Source organism: Anaerotignum lactatifermentans DSM 14214 (genome assembly GCF_900142265.1).
GTDB classification, from domain to species: domain Bacteria; phylum Bacillota; class Clostridia; order Lachnospirales; family Anaerotignaceae; genus Anaerotignum; species Anaerotignum lactatifermentans.
Window position 1 is genome coordinate 54951 of record NZ_FRAH01000004.1, and the last position, 22272, is coordinate 77222.

Genomic DNA, 22272 nt, shown 5'->3' on the forward strand with positions numbered 1-22272 from the left:
TTTCTTCTATTTATTTTGATATGCTTAGATTTCTGCTTTCCACAGACCGTGCAGGTTGCAGTATTCGTAAGCAGCTACTGCCTGTTCGCCTTCTGCCAGTGCAAAGACTGCTTCGGGAGCGCCTGTGTGATCCAGATATTTGATCTGGCCGCCCTGGCTGGTTTCCAGATAGATCCATGCGATGTGGTGTTCTTCCAGCATGGGATGTGTTACTTCGCCAACTTTTACAGTTACTTTGCTGCCTTCTACCTGAACTACAGGAACGTGTTTTTCGCCTGCGCCATCAGATGTGTTGGCTTTCAGTTCTGTCATTTTTTCGCCGCAGCATACTACGGGAACGCCTTTGTCTTCTACCATAGTGATGATGTTTTTACAGTGTTTGCAGATAAAAAATCTAGGTGCCTTCATGTTACATACCTCCTTGTGTTATAAAATACCCTTTACATATCTAAATTATCCTCATTTCTGAGGTTTTTTCCTTTGACTTTTCTATGGGCTTATGATACCATAAAATCAGCAAAATATATGTTGCAAATGCAACAGAAAAGAGGTTTTTTATGAATTTATTGGAAAATCCTCTCTTTACCGGCATCCTCCCGGAAGAACTGGATCAAATGAAAACCTGTTTTGAAATGGAAAACCGCACATTTCGGGAAAAAGAGGAGATTCCCATGGAAGGCAAAGTGGGCATCCTCCTTTCGGGCAGCGTTTCCCTGAACCGCCTTGGGGCTGACGGCAATCTGGACATGCTGGAATACCTCACAGATGGGGGCATCTTCGGCTCTTTTTTCTCCCTGTTTGACGGGGGTGAGATCATTGCCATCTGCGAAAAAGCCTGCTCCATCGTATTCATCGACACCTGCCACATCACCAAACGATGCAGCCGCGCCTGTCATCATCACAGTCAGGTGGTGGAAAACCTCCTGTCCCTTATGACAGAAAAAGTGCAGCAGCTCAGCGAAAAAGTGGAGATTCTTTCCCATCGTTCCATCCGGGAAAAACTCCTGTGTTATTTCCGCCTGCAAAGCATGAAAACGGGAAAAGACGAAATCCTCATTCCCTTTTCTTTCAGTGCCCTTGCCAATTATCTTTGCGTTGACCGCAGCGCCATGACAAGAGAACTGCGAAAAATGAAAGCGGATGGTCTGGTGGACGTCAACGGCAGACAAGTCCATCTTTATCCTATGTAAAAAGAATTTCTTTATCAGAAAACAAAAATAGCTGGAATCCTTTTGGGGAGCTCCTTCATAAGAAAACAAAGAAAGCCAAAATCCTTATGATGACAAAGGATTTCGGCTTTCTTATTTTATTAAGATTTTATTTGTTACGTTTTCTTCTGAAGGCAGCCGACGCAATTCCCCTTAAGAAAGCAAGGAAAAAACAATGTTTTCTTAAGGGGAATTTGCTTTGGGATACCAGCTATTTTATTTGTATCAGAATGATTTTTTGCAAAAGACAACCAAAGCAGCCCCCGGCAAAAAGAATTCTTCAGGGAGCCAGCTCCGAGTCCTCTTTTTGTGTTTCCATATCCTTTGTTTCTCCTGTCAGATAAAAACATCTCCCCTTCGGGAGATTGGTCACTGCATCCGATGAAGGTATTTTTCTTTCGTTGCCATACCGCCCCGAATATGGCGTTCTGCCTTATTGACCTCCAGCACCCGCCGCACAGACTTTGCCAGCTCCGGGTCGATCTTCTCCACCCGGTCTGTGATGTCTTTATGTACGGTGGATTTGCTGATGCCAAATTTCTTTGCTGTCTCCCGCACGGTGGCATTGGTGTGGATCATAAACTGAGCCACTGCCACCGCCCGTTCTTCAATATAGCTTTTCAAACAAAAGCACTCCCCTGAGATATTCTTGATTATCTATATGCAGAGAGCACACAGGATATGAATCCAGGCTGCTTCCTTAGAAGTTATGACATTTTCCCATATGTTTTTTTCCAGTAAAACAGCCTTTTCTCTGATTTTTCCCAGAAAAAAATATACTTTTCCCACCAAAAACAATGATTTTTAATAGTAATGTTTTTTATGTTTTGTCATTTTTCCATAGTAAAGCCTTGTTTTTCATGGCTGTAAGTGATATATTTATTCTTATAAATCAATTTTTATGAGATTTTCATGAGAAATCATAAATTTTATCATAATTATTTTTATGATTTATTCGTTTTATCTATATAAAATGAACAAAAATGGTTTACCACTGCCGTATGCAAACGGCATGGAAATATGAGAAAGGGGTAGATACTATGAAAAAACAATGGAAAATCATTGGGGCTCTGGGACTCTCCCTCTCCCTTTTGATGAGCAGCACCGCTTTGGCTGCCCACCCGAAAGGATATTGGCCCTATCTGTCTGCGTTCAACAACGCAAAGACAGCCAACAATCAGGCACAGATGATCACAACCGGCAATAAACTGCTGCAGTATTATCAGAACCTGCCGCTGGACAGCGACGTCGCTTCCATCCGTTACAACGTCAACTACGCAAATTACCCGATTTATGAAAAACAGGGCAATTACACCAAAGCAAAAGAAGCTTTGCAGCAGGTAGCCACCAACGGGGCTTATCTGGGCTTTCATGACGCGGTGACCATGGCAAACGAACGTATGCGGAAAATTTCTCCCAATGCACAGGTTTACGCACTGACAAACACTTCCGCGCCTTACTATGGTGCGAAACATGAACCCAAAAACGGCACATTATACGGCCGTGTATGGACAGAACAGAATGACAGCGCTGCCCAGAACGAAGCCATCGTTTCTTTCTATATTGAAATGGGACAGAACGCAGCGGACTATGAACGTTTCATCGAGCCTTATGAAGGCGGCGACCATGTAATCCACATCGCTTGGAACTTCCCCGGCGAAGGCAGCACCGTAAGTGCCATCAACAGCGGCTCTTATGACAGCAACATCCAGCAGACACTTCAGTATCTGGCAACCATCGATGCCCCCGTTCTGCTGCGTATCGGCGGTGAAATGAACATCTGGACAACTGCTACCACAGGAGATGCTTTCAAAGCAGCTTATACCCGCATTGCAAAACAGGCAAGAACCATCTGCCCTAACGTGGCACTGGTATTCTCCACCAACTACACCTCTCCTTTTGGCGGCAGCATGGAACCTTACTTCCCCGATGCTTCTCTGGTAGACTGGGTTGGTACTTCCCTGTACAACAACAAATATCAGTTTGCTTCCAGCCCCACCAAAGGCGTGGACAACAACGAAATGTACTTCGGTATCGGTGATTATGCAGACCCTGTGAAAAACCTGAGCCATACAGCAGATTTGGCGAAGAAATACAACAAACCCATCATCATCACCGAAGGGGGCAGCGGTTATCTGTCCGGCTATGCGGATACAGCAACCTTCGCAGCAGACCGTATCCGCGAAGCATACACTTCACTGAACATGGTTTACCCTCAGGTAAAAGCCATCATCCACTTTGACCGCAGCGGCAGCGGCTATGATTATTCTCTGCAGAACAATGCTACCGTACAGGCAGCTTACAACAGTGCACTGAAATCCAATCCCACACTGATGTCCAGCCCCAGCCAGACAGTGACACAGTCCTTCAAGCCTCTGTCTCAGGTAACAGGCGCAAATGGTGTTGTAACACTGCGTGCATACTGTGATGTCATCGGTCAGACTGTCACCGTAACCTATTCCGTAGACGGCAAATGGGTCGGCACACAGAAAACCGTGCCTTACAACTGCCAGCTGGATACTTCCACACTGACAGCAGGCAACCATACTTTGAAAGTGGTATGCAACGCACCCAACGGCTACAGCCAGACACTGAATTATCAGCTGACAAAAGCAGCCAACGGCAGCGTATCTTTCAAACAGGCATAAATTTTCCGGCACATCAAAAGCCGAATACCCTTCGGGGCATCTTCATAAGATAAGAAAACAAAGAAAGCTGAAATCCTGCAAAGGATTCCAGCTTTCTTCTTTTTTGAAAGAAAAAAAGCACGGCACCTTTCGGTGCCGTGCCTGCTGATTATTTATCTCCTGCTGATGAGTTCCTCATCAGCCTTCAATGGCGATTCTGCCGTCATGTTCAACCTGAGGTGCTTCTTTTCTAGGCAGTGTCAGTGTCAAAACGCCGTCTTCATATTTTGCCTGTACATCGTCAGGTGTCATATGGTCACCTACATAGAAGGTACGGCGCATGGAGCCTGCGTAACGTTCCTGACGCAGATAAATGCCATCTTCTTCTTTCTTTTCTTCTTTTTTCGTAGCGGAAATGGTCAGGTAACCTTTATTCAGGTTAATCTGTACGTCTTCTTTTTTGAAGCCGGGCAAATTCATAACCACTTCATATTTGTCTTCTGTTCTTCTTACATCTGTCAGCATGACATCTTTTGCGTGTTTGCCGTACAAAGGATTCATTTTTGCGAAAAATTCTCTGTCGAAAGAGGTATCGGGCCAGTTTTCGTTGTCAAACAGGTTATCTCCAAAAAAGTTATGCATCATCATCATAAGTCATATCTCCCTTCATAAATGACATTTACATGTTTGAATCAGCACGGTCGGAGAATTCCGAAGGTGTTGTTTTTCTCTTTTCGGACGCGGGCACAGGTGCCTTTTTTCTTTTAGTACCTTTCCTTTGTTCGACTGTATCTTAGCACCATTTGTTAGCATTGTCAAGAGGTGAGTGCTAATTTTTTTAAAAAAATTTTTGGCATGGGAAAAAGCTTGAAAAATCAAGCTTTTCGTTCCTTTCCCAATGCCATGAGGATATGAAGCAGTCTGCCATTGACGGAATCATCCTGCAAAATCACTTTATCGTCGGCAGCATGAAAGAGCGCATCGGCACATTCGCCGCAGATATCCGCCCCCAGCACTCGGCAACGGTGGAACAATTCCAGAATCACGTTCTGAAGCTGAGAAAAAGTCAGCGTACCCTGCTGCCAATTGGTATGTACCTGAGAAGGTGAAAGGATATCCTTATCAATGGACAGATAGACAGGCAAATCCTTGGGGAAACAGCTTTCCCAACGGTCGCCTTCTGCAATCTGGCTTTCCTCATAAGCCACCATACGGCTGCGGTAAGGCTCCGGCACAGCTGCCACCAGTTCCTTATCAGCTCCCAGCAGCACCACTTTTTGTACATAAGGATTTCCATCCAGCACCCCATTGACCCAACAGCCGCAGGACAGCAATTCCTGAAACAGAGGCGGCTGCATGTCCGGGTGATGGTCTGCCACAGCCAGCACAAAAGGCTCCCGCAGTTTTTCCGTCCACAGCTTCGTCATATAATGGTAATTGCCGGAGTCTATGAAATGGATGGCTTCCGCAGAATACGGGGCAATCTTCCGGCGTAAGGCTTGTTCCCCTTCTTCGTCACAGTAGCAGTTGGTGCCCTGTATATCCCGGCAGTCAATCCAATGCACATGAACCCCCCGGTAAAAACGCTCCTTCTCATAAATGCCTGTAAAATCCATAATGGTCACATCGGATTTCATCAAATCCCTTCTTTCTTTCCAAAAGGAAAAAGGAACCGTACCCCCAGGGGCATCTTCATAAGAAAACAAAGAAAGCCAAAATCCTTATGATGACAAAGGATTTTGGCTTTTTTTATAAAGATTTTCGTTGTTATGTTTTCTCACGAAGATAGCCATCGCAATTCCCCTTAAGAAATCAAGGAAGCGAAAATCAATGTTTTCTTAAGGGGAATTTGCTTTATCTCTCCCCTTTTTTCAGCCGTTCCAAAATCTCCTCATCGGCAGGGCAAAAATCAAATTTCCCGATTTCCGCCGGCGTAATCCACTGCAAGTCCACATGTTCCAGTTTCTTTGGAACACCTGCGGCAATTCTGGCGTGGAACAGTGTCAGATGCACCGTCAGGTCAGGGTATTCGTGGGTCACTTCCATGAACACATCCCCTACGGAAAGGGTGATGTCCAGTTCTTCCCGACATTCCCGGATGAGGGCATCTTCCTTTGTTTCTCCCGGCTCCACTTTGCCGCCTACAAATTCCCACAGCAGTCCTCTTGCCTTATGGGCAGGACGCTGGCAAATCAAAAAACGGTCACCATCCCAAATGAGCGCCGCTACCACTTCTGTCATAACTTTTTCCTCCGTTCTCTGTAAATCTGCTTCTATTGTACGGCAAAATCCGCCGCAAATCCAGAAAAAGCACGAAATCCTTAGGGGCATCTTCATAAGAAAACAAAGAAAGCCGAAATCCTTGTCCGATTAGAAGATTTCAGCTTTCTGATTTTACTGCGATTTGATGGGATATGTTTTCAAGAAGACCCTTTCAGCCTGCGTGCTTTTCTCATTTATGATGTGGTGTAAAGTAATATGTTTTTTCTTCCGCTGCCCAGTGACCTTCTACGCCGAAAACGTCGTTAAGAAGCCCACTTTGGAACAATTCCTCCGGCTGCTGCACCGCCAAAAGCCGTCCTTTTTCCATAACAGCAATGCGGTGGCTATAAGTGAGAGCATGGGCAAGGTCATGAAGCACCATGACGATGGTTTTGCTCTCGCGGTTCAGTCTGCGGATGAGCTCCAATATCTCAAACTGCTTGCCGATATCCAGATACGTGGTAGGCTCGTCCAAGAAAATCAAATCCGTATCCTGGGCAATGACCATAGCCAGATAGGCTTTCTGCCGCTCGCCGCCGGACAGGGAACGCAAGTCACGATGGCGCATATCTGCCACCCCTGCCAGTTCCATGGCTTCCGCCACTTTTTCTTTATCCTCTTTGCCGGGTCGTCTGGACAATCCCAGATAAGGGAATCTGCCGTGGAGCACCAGCTGTTCCACGGGAATCCCCGGAATACTGCGGCTCTGGGGCAGGAGCGCCGCCTGTTTTGCCATCTCTTTCTGGGAAAAATCATCTAATTTTCTGCCAAAGAGCATGATTTCTCCTGCCATCAAAGGCAGTTGTCTGGCGGCAGCCTTCAGCAACGTGGATTTGCCGCAGCCGTTGGGTCCTACCAGTGTGAGGATTTCCCCTCTTTTCACGTTCAAGGAGATATCCTCCAATATTTTTTTGCTGCCGTAGCCTGTGGCAATGTTGGAAAATGTCAGTACTGATTCAGTCATAGATTTTCCCCCTTCCGCCTTTCAGAAGCAGGAACAGGAAGAAAGGTCCGCCCAGCAGTGCCAGTATGATGCCCACAGGCAATTCAAAGGGCGCAAATACCCATTTGCCCAAAGCGTCGCAGACCAGCGCAAAGACCGCGCCCAACAGTGCCGCGCAGGGAATGACCAGACGGTTATCACCGCCAGCAAATCTACGGCAAATATGGGGCACAATGAGCCCAATGAAGCCCAAAAGCCCTGCGAAACTCACGGCAGAGCCTGCCAGCAGGGACGCGATAACGATGAACAAAAACCGTACCACTGCGACACACATACCAAGGCTGGCAGCGATTTCTTCCCCCAAAGAAAGGACATTCAGGTCATAGCTGAACACCAACGCCAGCACCAGACCAATGACAATAAGCACCACCGCCGGTTTCAATGCCGTCATGGTGACGCCGGCAAAACTGCCCACCATGAAGCCCGTTGCCCCAATGACATCATCGGGAAACAGGATGGTGAGAACGTCAATGCCCGCGGACAAAATACTGCTGACAGCCACACCGGCCAGCACCAAAGTGATACGGGACGCCCCCGTTTTTGCTGCCAAAGCGTAAATGAACAGACTGGTGGCAAGCGCACCCACAAAGGCTGCCAAAGGCACTGCTGCCCACGCCGTCGGTGCCAAAGACGCCGCCAAAAGGGCGCAGAACCCCGCACCGGAATTAACGCCGATGATGTTAGGGCTGGCAAGGGAGTTATTGAGCACCGCCTGAATGATGGCGCCGCTGACAGCAAGGGCTGCCCCTGCGAAAATGGCCGCCAATGTTCGCGGCAGACGCACATACAGGAAGATGCGGTATGTGGTATCTGTTTTGTCCCCCGCTTGCAGGGCGTGATACAGTTCCCCCAGGGACAGACTGCTGGAACCGGTAAAAAGGCTGAGGCAAACTGCCCCAGCCAGACAACACAGCAATAATATCAGGAGAAAAGCTCCCTTATGCCATGATCGCATCAATATCCTCTGCTAAATCTGGATAGAGCAGTTTTGCCATATAAGCATAACTTTCTGCCCAGCGCGCGTTTGGTTTATAGTGGAACAGGTCTTTGGGCAGTACATAGCATCTGTCCTGCTGTACCGCTGTGAGGCCTTCCCATGCGGGGTTGGACATGATGCCGCTTTCCAGTGCCGCAAGGGCAGCATCTTCCGCACCCATGGTGGTGATGAATATAAAATCAGGGTCTTCTGTAATGATTTCCTCAATGCTCAAATCTTCCAGCAGGGATTCATGGCGAGCCACGATATTATCTACACCCAAGTCCTCCATGATATATCCTGTCTGGTTGTCAGCGCCTTTGGCTTTTGCCCCTGTGGAGAAGGCACGAATCAAAAGACCTGTGGGACCTTCTTCCCCTGCGGTCAGTTCTTTGATTTTTGTGATTTTCTGTTCCACCAAAGCGCCATTCTGTTCGTACAGGTCACTGCGGCCTGTCATCTGGCAGAACAATTCCAGCATGGACAGATAATCCTCGAAGGTATCCACGCGGAAATATGCGTGGGGGATGCCTGCTTCTGTCAAAGCCTGCTGCATGTCCACCTGTGTGGCAATGTCCGCGGACAGAATTACAAAATCAGGATTTACCGCCAGAATGGATTCCAGAGAAGGACTTTTCACGCTGCCAATCATAGCAACATCGTCCCCCAGTTCCATGTTCCGCTCCTCGATGGCATCTTCTGTAACACCAGCCAGTGTGCCCCCAGCCAGTGTCCATGTTTCCGCAAAGGAGCCATAGAGGGAAACCACTGTATCCCAGCTTTCAATCTGCACTTCTGTATCCAGTGCATCAGTGAATGTAACACCCTGCACAGCTGTTTCCGCCGCTTCGGATTCCATGGTGGTATCATCTTTGCCGCAGCCTGCCAATGTGCCCCCCAACAGTGTCAGGGAAAGGGCTGCCGCCAATATTCTGCGAAGTGTGAATTTCATGTTATGCTCTCTCCTTTACAGGCGCTGCCAGAATTTCTTCCTTACGGTTCAGCAGGTCGTCACTGAACAATGCTGCTTCCATTTTATCCACGCCGATACGGTCAATGGCTGCGCCCAGACGTTCCTTCTGGTAAGCGTTTTCTTTGAACCACAGCATGGTTTTTTCCAGCAGAGGGAAGATTTCTTCTTTTTCCACAAAACGGCTCAAAGCGGTGCCCATGCGGGTCTTTTTGCCCCATGTGCCGCCTACGAAGATTTTATAAACTTCTTTGTCATGTTTTGCCACTGCGCCAAAAGGACATTTCCCTGTGCTGCATACGCCGCAGGCAGAGCACAGATTGGGGTCGATGTGCATTTTGCCGTCAACGACTTTTGCCGCTTTCATGGGACAGTTTACTTCCACCATACATTTTTTGCAGCCTCTGCATTTTTCCACATCGTACTGAGGAACCCGGTGACCTTCCACGCCGAAGTCGTTGAGGCTGGGTTTCATACAGCTGTTGGGACAGCCGCCTACTGCGATTTTGAATTTATGAGGCAGTTTCACTTCTCTCCAGTCGATATAATATTTGTCATGGATTTCCTGCGCCAGTCCCTGTGTATCAAAGTTGCCGTATACGCAAGTGGTGCCTTTGCATGCCGCTACAGGACGGATTTTCGCACCTGTGCCGCCGAAGAGCAGACCTTCTTCTGCCAGAAAAGCTTTGGCGGGTTCGATGTCATCAAAATGGATGCCGGGCAGTTCCACTGCCAGACGGCTGGTCATAGTGATTTTGCCGTTGCCGAATTTTTCCGCACATTCCGCAATTTTCATCATTTCTTTTGCGGTGAATACGCCGTTGCCGGGCAGTACACGGCCAGAAAACATCTCTGTGCCTCTGTTAATCAAAAAGCCCTGTCCTTTTACGTTCTTGATATCATCCTGACTTAATTTTGCCATAAACATTTTCCTTCTTTCTTCTGCACATAATCCCTCTTTTTGCAGACAACTGCATAGTTATCCCTATTGTACCATCGAGCCTATGTGTTGTATACTAGGAAAATAAAAAGAAACTCATAGGGAAAAACCTATCATCACGTAAAAAATGAAAAGAGGAATCCACATGACACTGCGACATCTGGAAATTTTTCTTGCCGTAGCCGAAACAGGAAACATGCGCAAAGCCGCCGAACAGCTTTACATCTCCCAGCCCACCGTCAGCGGCGCCATACGGGAAATGGAGGAGGAGTATGATGTGCTGCTTTTTGAACGGCTGAACCAGCGACTTTTCATCACCCCCGAAGGCAGACAGCTGACCATTTACGCCAGAGAACTGCTTTCCCTGTTTCACGAAATGGAATACACCCTCCGTCACAGCAGTGACCACGCCATTCTCCGCATTGGCGCTACTCTCACTGTCGGTACCTGCGTCCTGCCGGAGATTCTGCGGCAATTGGAGGAGGAAAAACATATCCCCACTTCCGTACAGGTGGAAAACACCCGCACCATTGTCCAAAGACTGGCGGAAGGGGCATTGGACATCGGCTTTGTGGAAGGGGAAGTCCACCATCCCGATTTGGTAGTACTGCCCGTCATGGCGGATAGTCTGACTGCCGTTTGCGCCCACGCCGCACCGCCCATGACCCTTGCCGAACTCTGCCAGACCTATCCCCTCCTCATGCGGGAAAAAGGCAGCGGTACAAGAGAAATGACTGACCGTATTTTGGCAGAAAAAGGCATTTCCTGCGACATTCGCTGGGAATGCAGCAACACCCAGACACTGCTCCAGGCAGCGGAATCCGGTCTGGGCGTCACCATCATCAGCCGCCTTTTGGCTGCCGACGCCCTTGCCGCAGGCAGGCTTTTTGAAATTCCCCTGACAGACTGCAAACTGAGCCGCACCCTCCGGCTGGTGTGGCACAAGAATAAATTCCAAGGGGACAGCTTTCTTGCCTTTTGCCATCTGTGCCGGCAATATGCCGCCGCCTGTCATCAGGAAATTGTGAAAGGATAGAAAGGAGATTTGCCATGAAACAGTATGAATATGTATCTGTCCACATTGGAAAATTGTTCGGTACGGCTTCTAAGGAGTATCGGGAAATCATCAACAATTACGCCGCAAAGGGCTGGCGTTATGTGGGCTTTATTCCCACCAATATGAATGATTATGGCAAACTGAAAGACATCGACTTGATTTTCGAAAAAGACTGTTAAACACAAACCCCTCCTATTCCCCAAAGGAACAGGAGGGTTGAGGGTGTCGAAAAAGTCGACACCCTGTCGTCAAAGGCTCATTTCATTCAAGCCTTTGACGAGTAGACAGAAGTATAAAGCCAAAGTTCCATCGGCTAAAAAGCCTTGAAACTTCGGTTTTTCCTCGTCGGAAGTCAATTCCGACTGCGGATTCTAGTTGGGGAACTCTTTGTTCCCCAAGCCCTTCCGCGTTCTTGAAAAAAGTAAAAAACTAGTTTTTTGACAGTCTAAACCCTCCCATTCCGAAAAGGAACAGGAGGGTTATTTTTTATTTTCCGATTTTTTCCCGCAGGTCACGGGGCAGGCTTTCCAGCACTTTTGCAAAATCCATATCTTCCAGCTGACCGCCTTCCTTTGCCACCACTGCGGCGGATACATAATTTGCCGCTGTAATGGCTTCCTGCCAGGACAAGCCAAACCGACGGGCGGAAATTACCGCGCCCGCGTGGGAATCCCCTGCGCCGATGGTATCCACCACAGAAGTTTTCACAGGAGGAGCGAAGAAAATCTCCTTGCCGTCATAAGCCAGAGCGCCTTTTTCCCCCAATGTGATGACCACAGGACTTCCCGTTCTGCGGAAGATTTCTTTTGCCGCTTCTTCCACGGTGTCTTTTCCCGTAAATGCCATGCTTTCCCCTTCATTCAGGTGCAGAATCACCCCAAGGGACAGGAGTTTTTCCATACGGTCTGTGGGAATCCGCATGATACGGGGGCCGGGAGCGAAGTATACTGTATATTCCGGGTGTTTTTCCAGATAGTGGATGATTTCCCAGCCGGTGTATTCTTCGATTTCCAGACCGCAGATATAAACGCTGTCGATGGAATCTGTGTCGATGTTTTCCAGATAGCTTTCATGGAAGGTGTATTCAATGCCGTGGTCGACGATAAAACTCCGTTCGCCGTCCCCTTCATCCTCCACAAGGCAGTAACAGCAGCCATTTTCTTCCTCCGGTTTCCGTACATAAATGGGCACGCCCCGTTTTTTCAGCTGTTCATAGACAAAATCCCCATACATGCCGCCGCCCACAGCAGTACAAAGGCTGTAAGGCGCACCGAAATGCCGCAGGATATCGCTGACCAGATAAGCGCAGCCCCCCAGAGAACGGCTCTGTCTGCTGACGTGGACATCCTCGCCGCATTTGGGCAGATGTTCCACCCGGACAATGACGTCCACCACGGCGGAGCCGATGACTAATGTTTGATTCATGGATAAACCCTCCTTGATATGTAAAAAACAGTCGTTTTTCTTTTTCATTTCTCTATGATACCACAAAATTTTCCAGGAAACAGTATTTTTCCCCTGTTTTCCGCTCTCGCTTTATGCTACACTGGAATTAGGAAAAAACGGGAAACAATGAAGGAGGAATGGTTTTATGGAAGAAACAAAAGAACTGACACTTCCCGAACAGGCCCGGGATCAGGCGAAGAATTATTTCCGTCAGGGACTGAACTGCACAGAATGTGTCATGCAGTCTTTCTTAGACATCCACGGCTCTGACCTGCCGCCGGAAGTCATTGCCCTTGCCACAGTTTTTGGCGGCGGTATGGGACACACCAAAAACACCTGCGGCGCCATTACTGGCGGGGTTATGGCGCTTTCCGCTGTCATAGGCAGAAAGCATCCCTTGGCAAAAGAATCCATGGCGGAACGCATTGCCGAACTGAACGAAATCTATGACTTTTCCGGCAGAATGGTCCACGAAATGGAAGAAAAATTCGGTACACTCATCTGTAAAGAGCTGTCTGACCCTCACGGGGATTTCGAAGGGAAGGCACGGAAAAAAAGCTGTATGCAGATGATTGGGGACTGTGCGGAAATCGCCATGAAATACATCATGGAAGCAGAAGGAAAAACCGTATAAACCATCGGGGAAATGTTCTTGGGGCATTTCCCTTTTTTCATTTGCAGGGCGGAAATTTTGGAATCCCGCGGGATTTTATGATATAATGATATGGTGTCCTTTTATGGGGATGTTTCCCGGGCACAATGTACACCAGAAAAAGAATCGGAGGAAAAACGCACATGAAAAAAATCATTTTGGGCAGTCTTCTTGCCCTTTCGATAGCTGTGCCTGCACTGGCACATCCACCCATCACCGTATATGTAGACCAGCAGGAAGTGGTCTTTGCCGACCAAGCCCCTGTCATTGTGGACGACCGGACACTGGTGCCCATGCGAAAAATCTTTGAAGCCATGGACGCCGATGTCACATGGGATGAACCTTCCCAGACCATCACTTCCACCAGCGGCAGTGACGTTGTCACCATGACCATTGGTCAAAAACAGGTCTACAAAAATGGCAAAGTAGTCTATACCATGGACGTGCCTGCCCAGATCATGCAGAACCGCACCATGGTGCCCATCCGTGCCGTAGCCGTTGCTTTTGACGCCAATGTGGCATGGGACGGCATCAATTACGTCATTGACATCACCACAGACGGTACCACCAGCGGCAATTATTCCAAGCAGATTCATGCCGACGACGGCACCCTGCTGGCAACGGTGAGCCTGACTTACAGCCCTCTCACCTCCAACAGCACCGCCGCTGATAAAATCAACAAAAACATCTATGACCAGATGTCCCAGAAGGCTTCTGTCATGACCGTACAGATGGAAACAGCCGCAACAGCCGCTTATACAAAGAATCCTGATTCCTTCCAGCCCTATTACTACATGGGCACCTATCAGGCAAAGGGTGAAGGCAGCGACTTTGCTTCTGTGGTGCTGGAAGAACGCACATTCATGGGCGGCATGGAAACAAAAACCCTTTCCGCTAACACTTACAACATGAAAAACGGCAGTGACGCCGCTTTGACAGACATCGTCACCGACAGCGAAAAAGAATTGGAAACCCTTATGGAAAAAGGGTTCTCTGCCCTCATTGACCAGAATCCTGATGCTTTCTACAGCGACGCCAAAGACCGCCTTAGCAAAAATCTGGATGAAGTGGGTTTCTATCTGGACAACAACGCCGTGGTATTTTATCTGAACAGCGGCATCATCGCGCCAGAGAGCGCAGGCGTTATCGCTTTTTCTGTTCCCCGATAACAGACAGCTTCATCAGAAAACAACGAAAGCCGAAATCCTTATCATGCCAAAGGATTTCGGCTTTCTTATTATTTGTTCTGTTTTCTTCTGAAGACGGCTGTCGCAATTTCCCTCCCCGTCCTTTTTTCTGAAACCACGCATAAAATAGAGAAAGAACCCCCCATTTGTATTTGTAAAAAAATCCCATTCTGTGCCGAAAATATTGACAGTAAAATAGTTTTATACTAAAATTATCTCAGGTTTTTTGAACAGGAAAACAGAAAGGGGTCAGGCAATGTCTACCACACAAAACAAAAAAATCGCCGAAGAACTCATTGCGCTGAATACAAACATTTTTTTGTGGAACCGGGAGCATATTGAAAAGTCTTTCAATATCAACGGGAAAACAAAAGAAGGAGAACTGACGGTACGGCAGTTTCATGTGCTGACATTCATCAAAAACGGGGGTATGCATACCGTATTGGAAATTTCCAATTGGTTCAACATCAGCAAAAGCAGTATGTCCATCATGATCTCCAAACTGGAGAAAAACGGATATCTGCGCAAAGAGCAGGCATCTGACACAGATGACGGCAGAAAGATGTATTTCTATCTGACGGAGAAGGGCATGACAGCTGTGACAGAAGCGGAAGAACGTGTACTGGAAACCGTTGCCGGCTGTTTTTCTTCTTTGGATGAAGAAAAGCAGGAAAAAGTTTATACACATTTGCAGGAATTAAACCGAATCTTAAAAGCAGGAGGACTTGGGGAATGAAGAAAACAGCGAGTCTCTTGGCGCTGGCCTGTGTCATTGCCATGACAGGGTGCACGCCGAAGGAAGAAGTAACCGAAGAAAAAACCGCCCGTACCGTACAGACAGCGGCAGTAACCACCGGCGATATTTCCAGTGATTTTTCCTATTCCGGGAAGGTTGCCGCATCCAGAGAAGTGTCTGTAGTACCTACCATTGCCGGCAAAGTCACCGGTTTTGGCTACGAAGTAGGCAATTCCGTAGGGGCTGGGGCTGTGCTTTTCACCGTGGACAGCACAGACTTACAGAATAACCTGCGCAGTGTGGAAGCCAATTATGACGCCACCAAACTGCAGGTGGACAACGCAAAAACCACATTGGAAAGCAACCAGATCCTTTATGAAGAAGGCATCATTTCCAAAAGCGATTATGACAAACTGAAACTGGCTTATGACACTGCGGAAGCAAACCTGACTTCCATCCAGATCCAGAAGGAAAATCTGGAAAAGAACATTGCGGACTGCTCCGTTACTGCGCCCATCAGTGGCGTCATCTCTGCCCGCAACGTGGAAATCGGCAGTTTTGCCAGCCAGAGCCAGCCTGCATACACCATTCTGGATGTTTCTTCCGTGAAAGTGGAAGTAGGCGTTTCTGAACAGATGGTCAATGAAATCGCCATTGGGGACACCGTCAACGTACTGCTGACTGCTGTTTCTCCCGATCCTTTGCAGGGCAAGGTATCCACCATCAGCCCTTCCGCCAGTCAGGCAGGTACATACACCGTAAAAATCACACTGGACAACAGCCGCGGTCTTTTGAAACCCGGCATGCTGGCTGAAGTGCGCTTCATCACCGATTCTTCCAGCGACACCATGATACTGCCCAGAGATGCAGTCATCACAAAAGACGGTGAAGTATATGTTTATGTAGTAGAAAACAACATCGCCAAGAAAGTCCCTGTGGAAACAGGCATTGAAAGCGGTGAAAACATCGAAATCATCAGCGGTCTGACCACCGATATGCAGGTAGTTGTCAAAGGTCAGACTTATATCACCGATGGTGAGGAAGTCAATGTTTCCAACCCTGAGGAAGACGTCCTGCGGGTGCCCGTGGAAGGGGCACAGGTGCAGAGTGAGGGGGAATAAGCCATGTTTTCCAGACTTGCTATCCGCCGGCGCGTTACCACAATGATGGTCACCATGATGGTTTTTCTGGCAGGTATCGTATCCTACATGAATCTGGATATGGACCTGATGCCGGAAATTGATATCCCCATCGTGGTTGTCAGCACCACTTATGTGGGCGCAGGGCCCGAAGAAATCGAAAATCTGGTAACGAAGCCGTTGGAGGAATCCCTCAGCACCGTTTCCAATGTAGAAAACATCACCTCCGTTTCGTCGGCGAACATGTCCATGGTCATGGTACAGTTTGTAGACGGCACGGATATCGACATCGCTTCCATGGACCTGCGTGACATCATCGACCGCACAAAGTCCACACTGCCTGACGATGCCAATGAACCCAACATCATCAAAATGGATATGAACGCCATCCCCATTTACATGGGGGCAACGGCGGAAAATATGGATCTGACAGCCCTCAACGAAATGCTGGAGGATAACGTGGTGAACCGCCTGGAACGTATCGAAGGGGTAGCCTCCGTTGACCTGACCGGCGGTGTGGAACGTGAGGTCCGCATCACCGTTGACCCGGATAAACTGGCTGGCTACGGCCTGACCACATCCCAGCTTTCTCAGGTACTTTCCGCGGAAAACATGAACCTGCCCTCCGGTTCCCTTTCTCAGGGCTCCACCAATGTACAGGTACGTACCATGGGGGAATTTGAGGATATCGAGGACATCAAGAGCCTGCCTGTGACAACCCCCGGCGGCGCTCTCATCCACCTCAGCGACGTTGCCCATGTGGAAGAAACAGAAGTTGACCGCAGCTCCCTGAGTATCATCGACGGCAATTACGGCATCATGATTTCTGTTAACAAACAGTCCACTGCCAATCTGGTAGAGGTCAGCGACAAGCTGAACGCAGAAATGGCGAAGATCAACGCCGATTATCCCGAAATGAAACTGGTGATGCTGACTGATACAGCGGAATATATCCAGCTTTCCATTTCCAACGTAACAGAAACAGCGCTCCTCAGTGCCATCATCGCATTCTTCGTACTGCTGGTATTCCTGAAGAGCCCTGTCACATCGGGTATCATTGCCATGTCCATTCCTACATCCATCATGGCATCCTTTGCCCTCATGTATCTGTCGGGCATGAGTTTGAACGTTATTTCCATGGGCGGTCTTGCCATAGGTATCGGGATGCTGGTAGATAACTCCGTCGTTGTACTGGACAGCATTTATCAATATTACGAGCGGGGCTATGACCCCAAAGAAGCGGCGGAAACCGGTGCGAAAGAAGTTACCATGGCGGTAACGGCATCTACCCTGACAACTGTTGCGGTATTTTTGCCCATCGCCTTCGTTTCCGGCTCCGTAGGTCAGCTCATGAAGAGCTTGTCCTTCACCATTTGTTATTCCCTGATCTCCTCTCTGGTGGTTTCCATCACCTTTGTGCCTATGGCATGCGCCCTGTTCCTGCGCAAGGAGCATCACAAGAAAGAAAAGAAATCCAAATTCCGTCTGTCTTACGCATGGGATGCTTTCTTTGACCGCCTTACCAACGGTTATGAAAAACTCATCAAGGCAGCCCTCCACCACCCCGTCCGCACCATTGCTGTGGTGCTCATCACATTCATTGCCAGCCTGTTCACCATTCCCATTACAGGCATGGACTTCATGGATGAAACCGACGAAGGTGTGGCAAACATCACCGTAGAACTGCCCAACGGCACAGACCTTGACAATACAGAAGAAGTGGTATGGGAAGTGCTCTACCGCCTGCAGGAAGTTCCTGAAGCAGAGCTGGTATATGCTTCTGTCGGCGGCGGCATGCTCTCCTCCGGCACATCTTCCGCTTCCGTTACCATGAACTTGGTGGACAAAGCGGAACGTACCCGCTCCACCTCTGAAGTCTGCAAAGACGTACAGAATATGTTGTCAGATATTCCCGGCGCGGAAATCACTGCTTCTGCCTCCAGCTCTGCCATGGGCAGCTTTGGCGGCGCAGATATTTCCTTCAATGTATACGGCTATGATTCCCAGACATTGATGGCAGTGGAAGACGATCTGGTGGAACTTTTGAGCAGCACACCGGGTCTGACGGATGTGGAAGGCTCCACCGGCGAAACCGTACCGGAAGCCAAAGTGGTCATCGACCGCAGCAAGGCTTCCCTTTACGGCATCACCACCGCTTCCATCGCGTCTTCTCTGAACACAGCCATTTCCGGCTCCACCGCTACCCAGTACAAAGTAGACGGTACAGAAATTGACGTTGTCATCCGTTATGACACAGATAAACTGAATTTCCTGACAGATCTGAATAATCTGACTGTCACATCCGCATATGGCGGCGAAATTCCTCTTTCCAGCATCGCAACGGTGGAAATGGGCGAAAGCGCAACTGCCATCAACCGTGAAAATCAGAAAAACTATATCACCATCAGTGCTTCTGCTGACGGCATGAGCGGCGGCGAAGCCCAGAAGCTGGTAGATCAGATTTTGGCAGGCTATACTTTCCCGGACGGCTGCACTTACGGCTATTCCGGCACACTGGAAATGATGAACGATGCCTTCAGCTCTCTGTTGACAGCCCTTGTGGTTGCGGTACTGCTGGTTTATATGATCATGGCATCCCAGTTTGAAAGCATCCGCTACCCTATGATCATCATGGTTTCCATGCCTCTGGCATTTACCGGTGCCATCTTGGGTCTGTTCATCACCGGCAACACCATCACCATGACATCTATGATGGGCTTTATCATGCTGGCAGGTATGGTTGTAAACAATGGTATCGTCCTCATCGACTATACCAATCAGCTTATGGACAGAGGCATGCGGTGCTATGACGCCCTCACCACAGCAGGTCCCCGTCGTCTGCGCCCTATCCTCATGACCACACTGACCACCATCCTTGGTATGCTCCCTCTGGTATTCTCCCAGCAGGAAGGCAGTGAAATGATGCGTACTATGGCTATCAGCGTTATTTTTGGTCTGACACTGTCCTCTCTGGTGACACTGGTATTCATCCCTGTGCTCTACGCATGGATGAATAGCCGCAGAGAACGCCGTTTGGAGAAAAAGGCGGCAAAACGGGCTGCGAAAGAAGCGAAAAATACAGAAAGCCTACAAGGGTAATATTAAAGTAATATTAAGAATTTGTGACAACCGCCGCTCAGGTCTTGCCTGGCGGCGGTTTTTGTGGTTATATTGTTTGGAGAAAAGGAGGTTTCCAATTATGGAAAAGATTGGACTGGTTTTGGAAGGCGGCGCTTCCCGTGGGGTATTTACCGCTGGGGTGCTGGATTACTGGATGGAACAGGGCATCACCTTTCCTTATGTGGTAGGGGTTTCCGCAGGCGCATGCAACGCAGCGGATCTGGTATCGAAACAGATTGGGCGTACCCGAAACACCATGATTCACAAAGACAAAAAATATGAATATATGGGGCTGCGGACATTTCTGAAAACCCGTCAGCTCATGGATATGGATTTGATTTTCCGTACATTCCCGGAAGAATACTTCCCCTTTGACTACGATACTTATTTTGCGTCAGAAACAGAGGTGGAATACGGCTGCACAGACTGCCATACAGGCAGACCGGTATTTTTATCCGAAAAACAGGACAAAGGGCGGCTCATGGACATCCTGCGGGCATCCTGCGCCATGCCGGGGGCAGTGCGTCCCGTTCTGGTGGACGGCAAGCCTTATGTGGATGGGGGACTTTCTGACTCCATTCCCGTGAAACGTGCTTTTGAAATGGGCTGTGACAAAGTGGTTGTCATTCAGACCAGAGGGAGAAACTTCCGCATGAAGCCTTCCCGTTCCACAAAACTCATTGCAAGGGCATACAAAAAATATCCTGCCGTCGGCGAAGACCTGCGCCGCCGTCCCGTGCGCTACAACAAAAATCTGGCATATATCCGTCGGATGGAACAGGCAGGCAAGGTGCTGGCCATTCGCCCCTGCATGCCGGAAGTAGGACGCATGGAGAAAGATTATAAGAAACTGATGACGTTCTATCGTCATGGTTATATACTTGCACAGGAGCAATTTGCTCAATTACAAGCATTTATGGGAGGAAAGAGATGAAATTACACCAACTGACGAACCGTATCTGGTATACGGAACATGACAGCACCACAGACAGGCCCACATTGGGCTATATCATGGGGGACAGACGCTCTGTGATGCTGGATGCCGGAAACAGCGGCGCACATGGGGAACTGTTTCTGGAGGCTGTCCGCAGAGCCGGGCTGCCCAGACCAGAATTGGTCTGCATTTCCCATTCTCATTGGGATCACACCTTTGGTATGGCATCTTTGGGGCTGCCTGCCATCGCTTCAGAAAAGACCAACGCCCTGCTGCTGCAGATGGCATGCTGGGGATGGTCAGAAAGAGAAATGGCAAAACGGCTGGAAACAGGAGAGGAATCCGCCTTTTGCGATACCCATATTCGACTGGAATACCCTGATCTGAGCCGCATTCAGGTGCGGGGCGCAGATATTATGTTTCAGGACAGACTGACACTGGAATTGGGGAATTGTCCCCTGGAATTATGGGAAGGGGTTTCCCCCCATGCCGATGACTGCACATTGATGCTGGCTGACGGCGTATTATTTCTGGGAGATGCTTATTGTTCCGTACCCGTTGGCGATGATTGGGTCTATGATAAAGACCTGCTGGAAAAACATATCCACATGGTGGAGGAAACAGACTTCCGTCTTTGCCTGAAAGGTCACCATGCACCCCAGACAAAAGAGGAATTGCTGGCAGAATTGAAAGCGGAATTGGAAAAAATCAAATAATAGAAGTAAAACTCCCTTCGTGGAAACGAAGGGGGTTTGTTTTTGAAAAATCATAATTTATGCCAGTTTAAGGGCGGGTTGACTCTGAAACGAAACAAGCCACTTAATCCAAAGAATCTATCAATTCCTGTACTTCATTAAAAAATCTTGATAGGTGGAAGCCATCGGCAACGGCATGGTGGATGTTCATGGTCAGCGGCATGATGAGTTTGCCGTCCTTTTGCTCATATTTGCCCCAAGTGACCACAGGCGCAAGGAATTTCCCCTCATCAAACACATGCACATCAAAATGGGCATATTTTACCCATGGCAGGCAGGATACATCAAAGAAATTTGCTGGCTGATTTGCTAAAATGGCGCGCTGATTTTTGTATCGCTCTCTATCAGCTTCTATTCTGCCGTAAAATTCCAAAAGGTCCTCTGCATACTCCGTGACCATTTTGGTGAAATTTTCGTCATCTGTATGAAAATCCGTATAAGAAGGGGATACAAAGTCCCATTTGATGAGATTGCCGTCTGCATCCCAACTGTATTTGAATTCATCATGGGCGTTGATAACTTTGGATACAACCCACACCATCAAAGGATAAAAATCCAGATGGTGCTTTTTGGAATATGCTTTTAAATTGGTCACATCCATATCCACCGTCAAACTCATGACGATTCGCATTTTATCGATATAAAATTGAAACAGATCACCTCTGCTCCATTCATTTAAGTTCATCCGTGTATAATTCATAATCGTTCTCCCAATTGTCATTAATTGCTTTATTCAAGCGAATTATACCATAAACTTATGAATAATTCCAGAAACGAGCCATCCCCGGCAGCGGTGGCACCCCAAGCCCCGCAAGCCCGTCGGTCGCAGCCCTGAAACAAAAAAACACCATGCTTTCAGGGGCTGCTTCATAAGAAAACAAAAATAGTCCAAATTTTAAAAAGCAACGGATGTTTTCTTCTGAAGCCAGCCGTCGCAGTTCCCCTTAAGAAACGAAAAGCAAAAATGATGTTTTCTTAAGGGGAACCTGCTTGGCATGATGTTCTTTGAATTGCGGAGAGGGTCAAGCACTTTGCTCCGCAAAGCCGCCTTCGGCGTCCCCATTTCTTTTTGGGGTGCATGGATTTGAAAGCTACCCTTCGCCCCCAATTTTCCAGCTTCAGCATGGTACATCTTCACACAACAAAAAAACACCACACACTTTCGTGTATGGTGCTTTTTGTTAAATTGCGGAGACAGGATTTGAACCTGCGACCTCCGGGTTATGAGCCCGACGAGCTACCGGACTGCTCTACTCCGCG

22 protein-coding genes and 1 tRNA gene are annotated in these 22272 nt (G+C 48.4%); 11 read left to right on the forward strand and 12 right to left on the reverse strand.

Annotation, left to right across the window (positions count from 1 at the left end):
* Positions 1-24: 24 nt before the first annotated feature.
* A complete protein-coding gene (locus tag BUB35_RS01260; protein WP_022364961.1) occupies positions 25-408 on the reverse strand; it encodes a desulfoferrodoxin family protein in 384 nt (127 codons plus the stop codon).
* A gap of 149 nt (positions 409-557) precedes the next feature.
* Here BUB35_RS01260 and BUB35_RS01265 point away from each other — a divergent pair, with 149 nt between their 5' ends.
* Entirely contained in the window at positions 558-1190 is a 633-nt protein-coding gene (locus BUB35_RS01265) for a Crp/Fnr family transcriptional regulator (RefSeq protein ID WP_072848229.1), read from the forward strand.
* Between the two features lie 387 nt (positions 1191-1577).
* Here the strand turns inward: BUB35_RS01265 and spoIIID are convergent, their stop codons facing one another.
* Positions 1578-1832, reverse strand: coding sequence for a sporulation transcriptional regulator SpoIIID (spoIIID, locus tag BUB35_RS01275; protein WP_022255925.1), 255 nt, complete (start codon positions 1830-1832; stop codon positions 1578-1580).
* Positions 1833-2248: 416 nt separating this feature from the next.
* Here spoIIID and BUB35_RS01280 point away from each other — a divergent pair, with 416 nt between their 5' ends.
* A complete protein-coding gene (locus BUB35_RS01280) occupies positions 2249-3856 on the forward strand; it encodes an Ig-like domain-containing protein (RefSeq protein ID WP_072848234.1) in 1608 nt (535 codons plus the stop codon).
* Between the two features lie 177 nt (positions 3857-4033).
* Here the strand turns inward: BUB35_RS01280 and BUB35_RS01285 are convergent, their stop codons facing one another.
* The 7 genes from BUB35_RS01285 to BUB35_RS01315 all read right to left on the reverse strand — a co-directional run bounded on the left by BUB35_RS01285 (position 4034) and on the right by BUB35_RS01315 (position 9968).
* Positions 4034-4483, reverse strand: a complete 450-nt coding sequence (locus BUB35_RS01285) for an Hsp20/alpha crystallin family protein (protein WP_072848527.1) — start codon at positions 4481-4483, stop codon at positions 4034-4036.
* A gap of 227 nt (positions 4484-4710) precedes the next feature.
* On the reverse strand, positions 4711-5472 hold the full coding sequence (locus BUB35_RS01290) for an arginase family protein (protein ID WP_143158916.1): 762 nt from the start codon (positions 5470-5472) through the stop codon (positions 4711-4713).
* A 217-nt stretch (positions 5473-5689) separates the two neighbouring features.
* On the reverse strand, positions 5690-6076 hold the full coding sequence (locus tag BUB35_RS01295) for a (deoxy)nucleoside triphosphate pyrophosphohydrolase (protein WP_072848236.1): 387 nt from the start codon (positions 6074-6076) through the stop codon (positions 5690-5692).
* Positions 6077-6287: 211 nt separating this feature from the next.
* On the reverse strand, positions 6288-7061 hold the full coding sequence (locus tag BUB35_RS01300; RefSeq protein ID WP_072848238.1) for an ABC transporter ATP-binding protein: 774 nt from the start codon (positions 7059-7061) through the stop codon (positions 6288-6290).
* Positions 7054-8055, reverse strand: a complete 1002-nt coding sequence (locus BUB35_RS01305) for a FecCD family ABC transporter permease (protein ID WP_072848240.1) — start codon at positions 8053-8055, stop codon at positions 7054-7056. The genes BUB35_RS01300 and BUB35_RS01305 overlap by 8 nt, the downstream gene beginning before the upstream one ends.
* Complete coding sequence (locus tag BUB35_RS01310) at positions 8039-9028, reverse strand: ABC transporter substrate-binding protein (RefSeq protein WP_072848242.1); 990 nt, start codon at positions 9026-9028, stop codon at positions 8039-8041. The genes BUB35_RS01305 and BUB35_RS01310 overlap by 17 nt, the downstream gene beginning before the upstream one ends.
* 1 nt (position 9029) lies before the next feature.
* The gene (locus BUB35_RS01315) at positions 9030-9968 is read right to left on the reverse strand and encodes a (4Fe-4S)-binding protein (protein WP_072848244.1); all 939 of its coding nucleotides are present in this window, start codon (positions 9966-9968) and stop codon (positions 9030-9032) included.
* A 163-nt stretch (positions 9969-10131) separates the two neighbouring features.
* Here BUB35_RS01315 and BUB35_RS01320 point away from each other — a divergent pair, with 163 nt between their 5' ends.
* Together BUB35_RS01320 and BUB35_RS01325 are read left to right on the forward strand one after the other, a co-directional pair.
* Positions 10132-11022, forward strand: coding sequence for a LysR family transcriptional regulator (locus BUB35_RS01320; RefSeq protein WP_072848246.1), 891 nt, complete (start codon positions 10132-10134; stop codon positions 11020-11022).
* A gap of 14 nt (positions 11023-11036) precedes the next feature.
* The gene (locus tag BUB35_RS01325) at positions 11037-11222 is read left to right on the forward strand and encodes a DUF4177 domain-containing protein (RefSeq protein WP_072848250.1); all 186 of its coding nucleotides are present in this window, start codon (positions 11037-11039) and stop codon (positions 11220-11222) included.
* Positions 11223-11529: 307 nt separating this feature from the next.
* Here the strand turns inward: BUB35_RS01325 and BUB35_RS01330 are convergent, their stop codons facing one another.
* Positions 11530-12468 carry a carbohydrate kinase family protein gene (locus tag BUB35_RS01330; protein WP_072848254.1) on the reverse strand — a complete coding sequence of 313 codons (939 nt, stop codon included), beginning with the start codon at positions 12466-12468 and terminating at the stop codon, positions 11530-11532.
* Positions 12469-12634: 166 nt separating this feature from the next.
* Here BUB35_RS01330 and BUB35_RS01335 point away from each other — a divergent pair, with 166 nt between their 5' ends.
* The 7 genes from BUB35_RS01335 to BUB35_RS01365 all read left to right on the forward strand — a co-directional run bounded on the left by BUB35_RS01335 (position 12635) and on the right by BUB35_RS01365 (position 20973).
* Entirely contained in the window at positions 12635-13123 is a 489-nt protein-coding gene (locus tag BUB35_RS01335) for a C-GCAxxG-C-C family protein (protein ID WP_072848257.1), read from the forward strand.
* Between the two features lie 161 nt (positions 13124-13284).
* Positions 13285-14310: a stalk domain-containing protein gene (locus tag BUB35_RS01340; RefSeq protein WP_072848261.1), complete on the forward strand. Its 1026-nt coding sequence runs from the start codon at positions 13285-13287 to the stop codon at positions 14308-14310.
* Between the two features lie 274 nt (positions 14311-14584).
* Positions 14585-15064 (forward strand): MarR family winged helix-turn-helix transcriptional regulator, encoded by a 480-nt coding sequence (locus tag BUB35_RS01345; protein WP_072848264.1) that lies wholly within the window; start codon positions 14585-14587, stop codon positions 15062-15064.
* Positions 15061-16185, forward strand: coding sequence for an efflux RND transporter periplasmic adaptor subunit (locus BUB35_RS01350; RefSeq protein ID WP_072848268.1), 1125 nt, complete (start codon positions 15061-15063; stop codon positions 16183-16185). The genes BUB35_RS01345 and BUB35_RS01350 overlap by 4 nt, the downstream gene beginning before the upstream one ends.
* A 3-nt stretch (positions 16186-16188) precedes the next feature.
* Positions 16189-19302, forward strand: coding sequence for an efflux RND transporter permease subunit (locus BUB35_RS01355; RefSeq protein ID WP_072848272.1), 3114 nt, complete (start codon positions 16189-16191; stop codon positions 19300-19302).
* Between the two features lie 100 nt (positions 19303-19402).
* On the forward strand, positions 19403-20257 hold the full coding sequence (locus tag BUB35_RS01360) for a patatin-like phospholipase family protein (protein WP_072848276.1): 855 nt from the start codon (positions 19403-19405) through the stop codon (positions 20255-20257).
* Positions 20254-20973 (forward strand): MBL fold metallo-hydrolase, encoded by a 720-nt coding sequence (locus tag BUB35_RS01365; protein ID WP_072848294.1) that lies wholly within the window; start codon positions 20254-20256, stop codon positions 20971-20973. Before BUB35_RS01360 ends, BUB35_RS01365 begins: the two co-directional genes overlap by 4 nt.
* Positions 20974-21076: 103 nt before the next feature.
* Here BUB35_RS01365 and BUB35_RS01370 read toward each other — a convergent pair whose 3' ends face one another.
* Complete coding sequence (locus BUB35_RS01370) at positions 21077-21712, reverse strand: CatA-like O-acetyltransferase (protein WP_072848296.1); 636 nt, start codon at positions 21710-21712, stop codon at positions 21077-21079.
* A 486-nt stretch (positions 21713-22198) separates the two neighbouring features.
* A tRNA-Met gene (locus BUB35_RS01375) sits at positions 22199-22272 on the reverse strand.

What these genes read in the sequence shown, in the direction of transcription:
- BUB35_RS01365 (WP_072848294.1), top strand. Translation starts at nt 20,254, where the DNA reads ATGAAATTACACCAACTGACGAACCGTATCTGGTATACGGAACATGAC.
- BUB35_RS01340 (WP_072848261.1), top strand. Translation starts at nt 13,285, where the DNA reads ATGAAAAAAATCATTTTGGGCAGTCTTCTTGCCCTTTCGATAGCTGTG.
- BUB35_RS01320 (WP_072848246.1), top strand. Translation starts at nt 10,132, where the DNA reads ATGACACTGCGACATCTGGAAATTTTTCTTGCCGTAGCCGAAACAGGA.
- BUB35_RS01345 (WP_072848264.1), top strand. Translation starts at nt 14,585, where the DNA reads ATGTCTACCACACAAAACAAAAAAATCGCCGAAGAACTCATTGCGCTG.
- BUB35_RS01285 (WP_072848527.1), bottom strand. Translation starts at nt 4,483, where the DNA reads ATGATGATGCATAACTTTTTTGGAGATAACCTGTTTGACAACGAAAAC.
- BUB35_RS01310 (WP_072848242.1), bottom strand. Translation starts at nt 9,028, where the DNA reads ATGAAATTCACACTTCGCAGAATATTGGCGGCAGCCCTTTCCCTGACA.
- BUB35_RS01315 (WP_072848244.1), bottom strand. Translation starts at nt 9,968, where the DNA reads ATGGCAAAATTAAGTCAGGATGATATCAAGAACGTAAAAGGACAGGGC.
- BUB35_RS01335 (WP_072848257.1), top strand. Translation starts at nt 12,635, where the DNA reads ATGGAAGAAACAAAAGAACTGACACTTCCCGAACAGGCCCGGGATCAG.
- BUB35_RS01360 (WP_072848276.1), top strand. Translation starts at nt 19,403, where the DNA reads ATGGAAAAGATTGGACTGGTTTTGGAAGGCGGCGCTTCCCGTGGGGTA.
- BUB35_RS01325 (WP_072848250.1), top strand. Translation starts at nt 11,037, where the DNA reads ATGAAACAGTATGAATATGTATCTGTCCACATTGGAAAATTGTTCGGT.
- BUB35_RS01355 (WP_072848272.1), top strand. Translation starts at nt 16,189, where the DNA reads ATGTTTTCCAGACTTGCTATCCGCCGGCGCGTTACCACAATGATGGTC.
- BUB35_RS01300 (WP_072848238.1), bottom strand. Translation starts at nt 7,061, where the DNA reads ATGACTGAATCAGTACTGACATTTTCCAACATTGCCACAGGCTACGGC.
- BUB35_RS01290 (WP_143158916.1), bottom strand. Translation starts at nt 5,472, where the DNA reads ATGAAATCCGATGTGACCATTATGGATTTTACAGGCATTTATGAGAAG.
- BUB35_RS01350 (WP_072848268.1), top strand. Translation starts at nt 15,061, where the DNA reads ATGAAGAAAACAGCGAGTCTCTTGGCGCTGGCCTGTGTCATTGCCATG.
- BUB35_RS01370 (WP_072848296.1), bottom strand. Translation starts at nt 21,712, where the DNA reads ATGAATTATACACGGATGAACTTAAATGAATGGAGCAGAGGTGATCTG.
- BUB35_RS01280 (WP_072848234.1), top strand. Translation starts at nt 2,249, where the DNA reads ATGAAAAAACAATGGAAAATCATTGGGGCTCTGGGACTCTCCCTCTCC.
- BUB35_RS01260 (WP_022364961.1), bottom strand. Translation starts at nt 408, where the DNA reads ATGAAGGCACCTAGATTTTTTATCTGCAAACACTGTAAAAACATCATC.
- BUB35_RS01305 (WP_072848240.1), bottom strand. Translation starts at nt 8,055, where the DNA reads ATGCGATCATGGCATAAGGGAGCTTTTCTCCTGATATTATTGCTGTGT.
- BUB35_RS01295 (WP_072848236.1), bottom strand. Translation starts at nt 6,076, where the DNA reads ATGACAGAAGTGGTAGCGGCGCTCATTTGGGATGGTGACCGTTTTTTG.
- BUB35_RS01265 (WP_072848229.1), top strand. Translation starts at nt 558, where the DNA reads ATGAATTTATTGGAAAATCCTCTCTTTACCGGCATCCTCCCGGAAGAA.
- BUB35_RS01330 (WP_072848254.1), bottom strand. Translation starts at nt 12,468, where the DNA reads ATGAATCAAACATTAGTCATCGGCTCCGCCGTGGTGGACGTCATTGTC.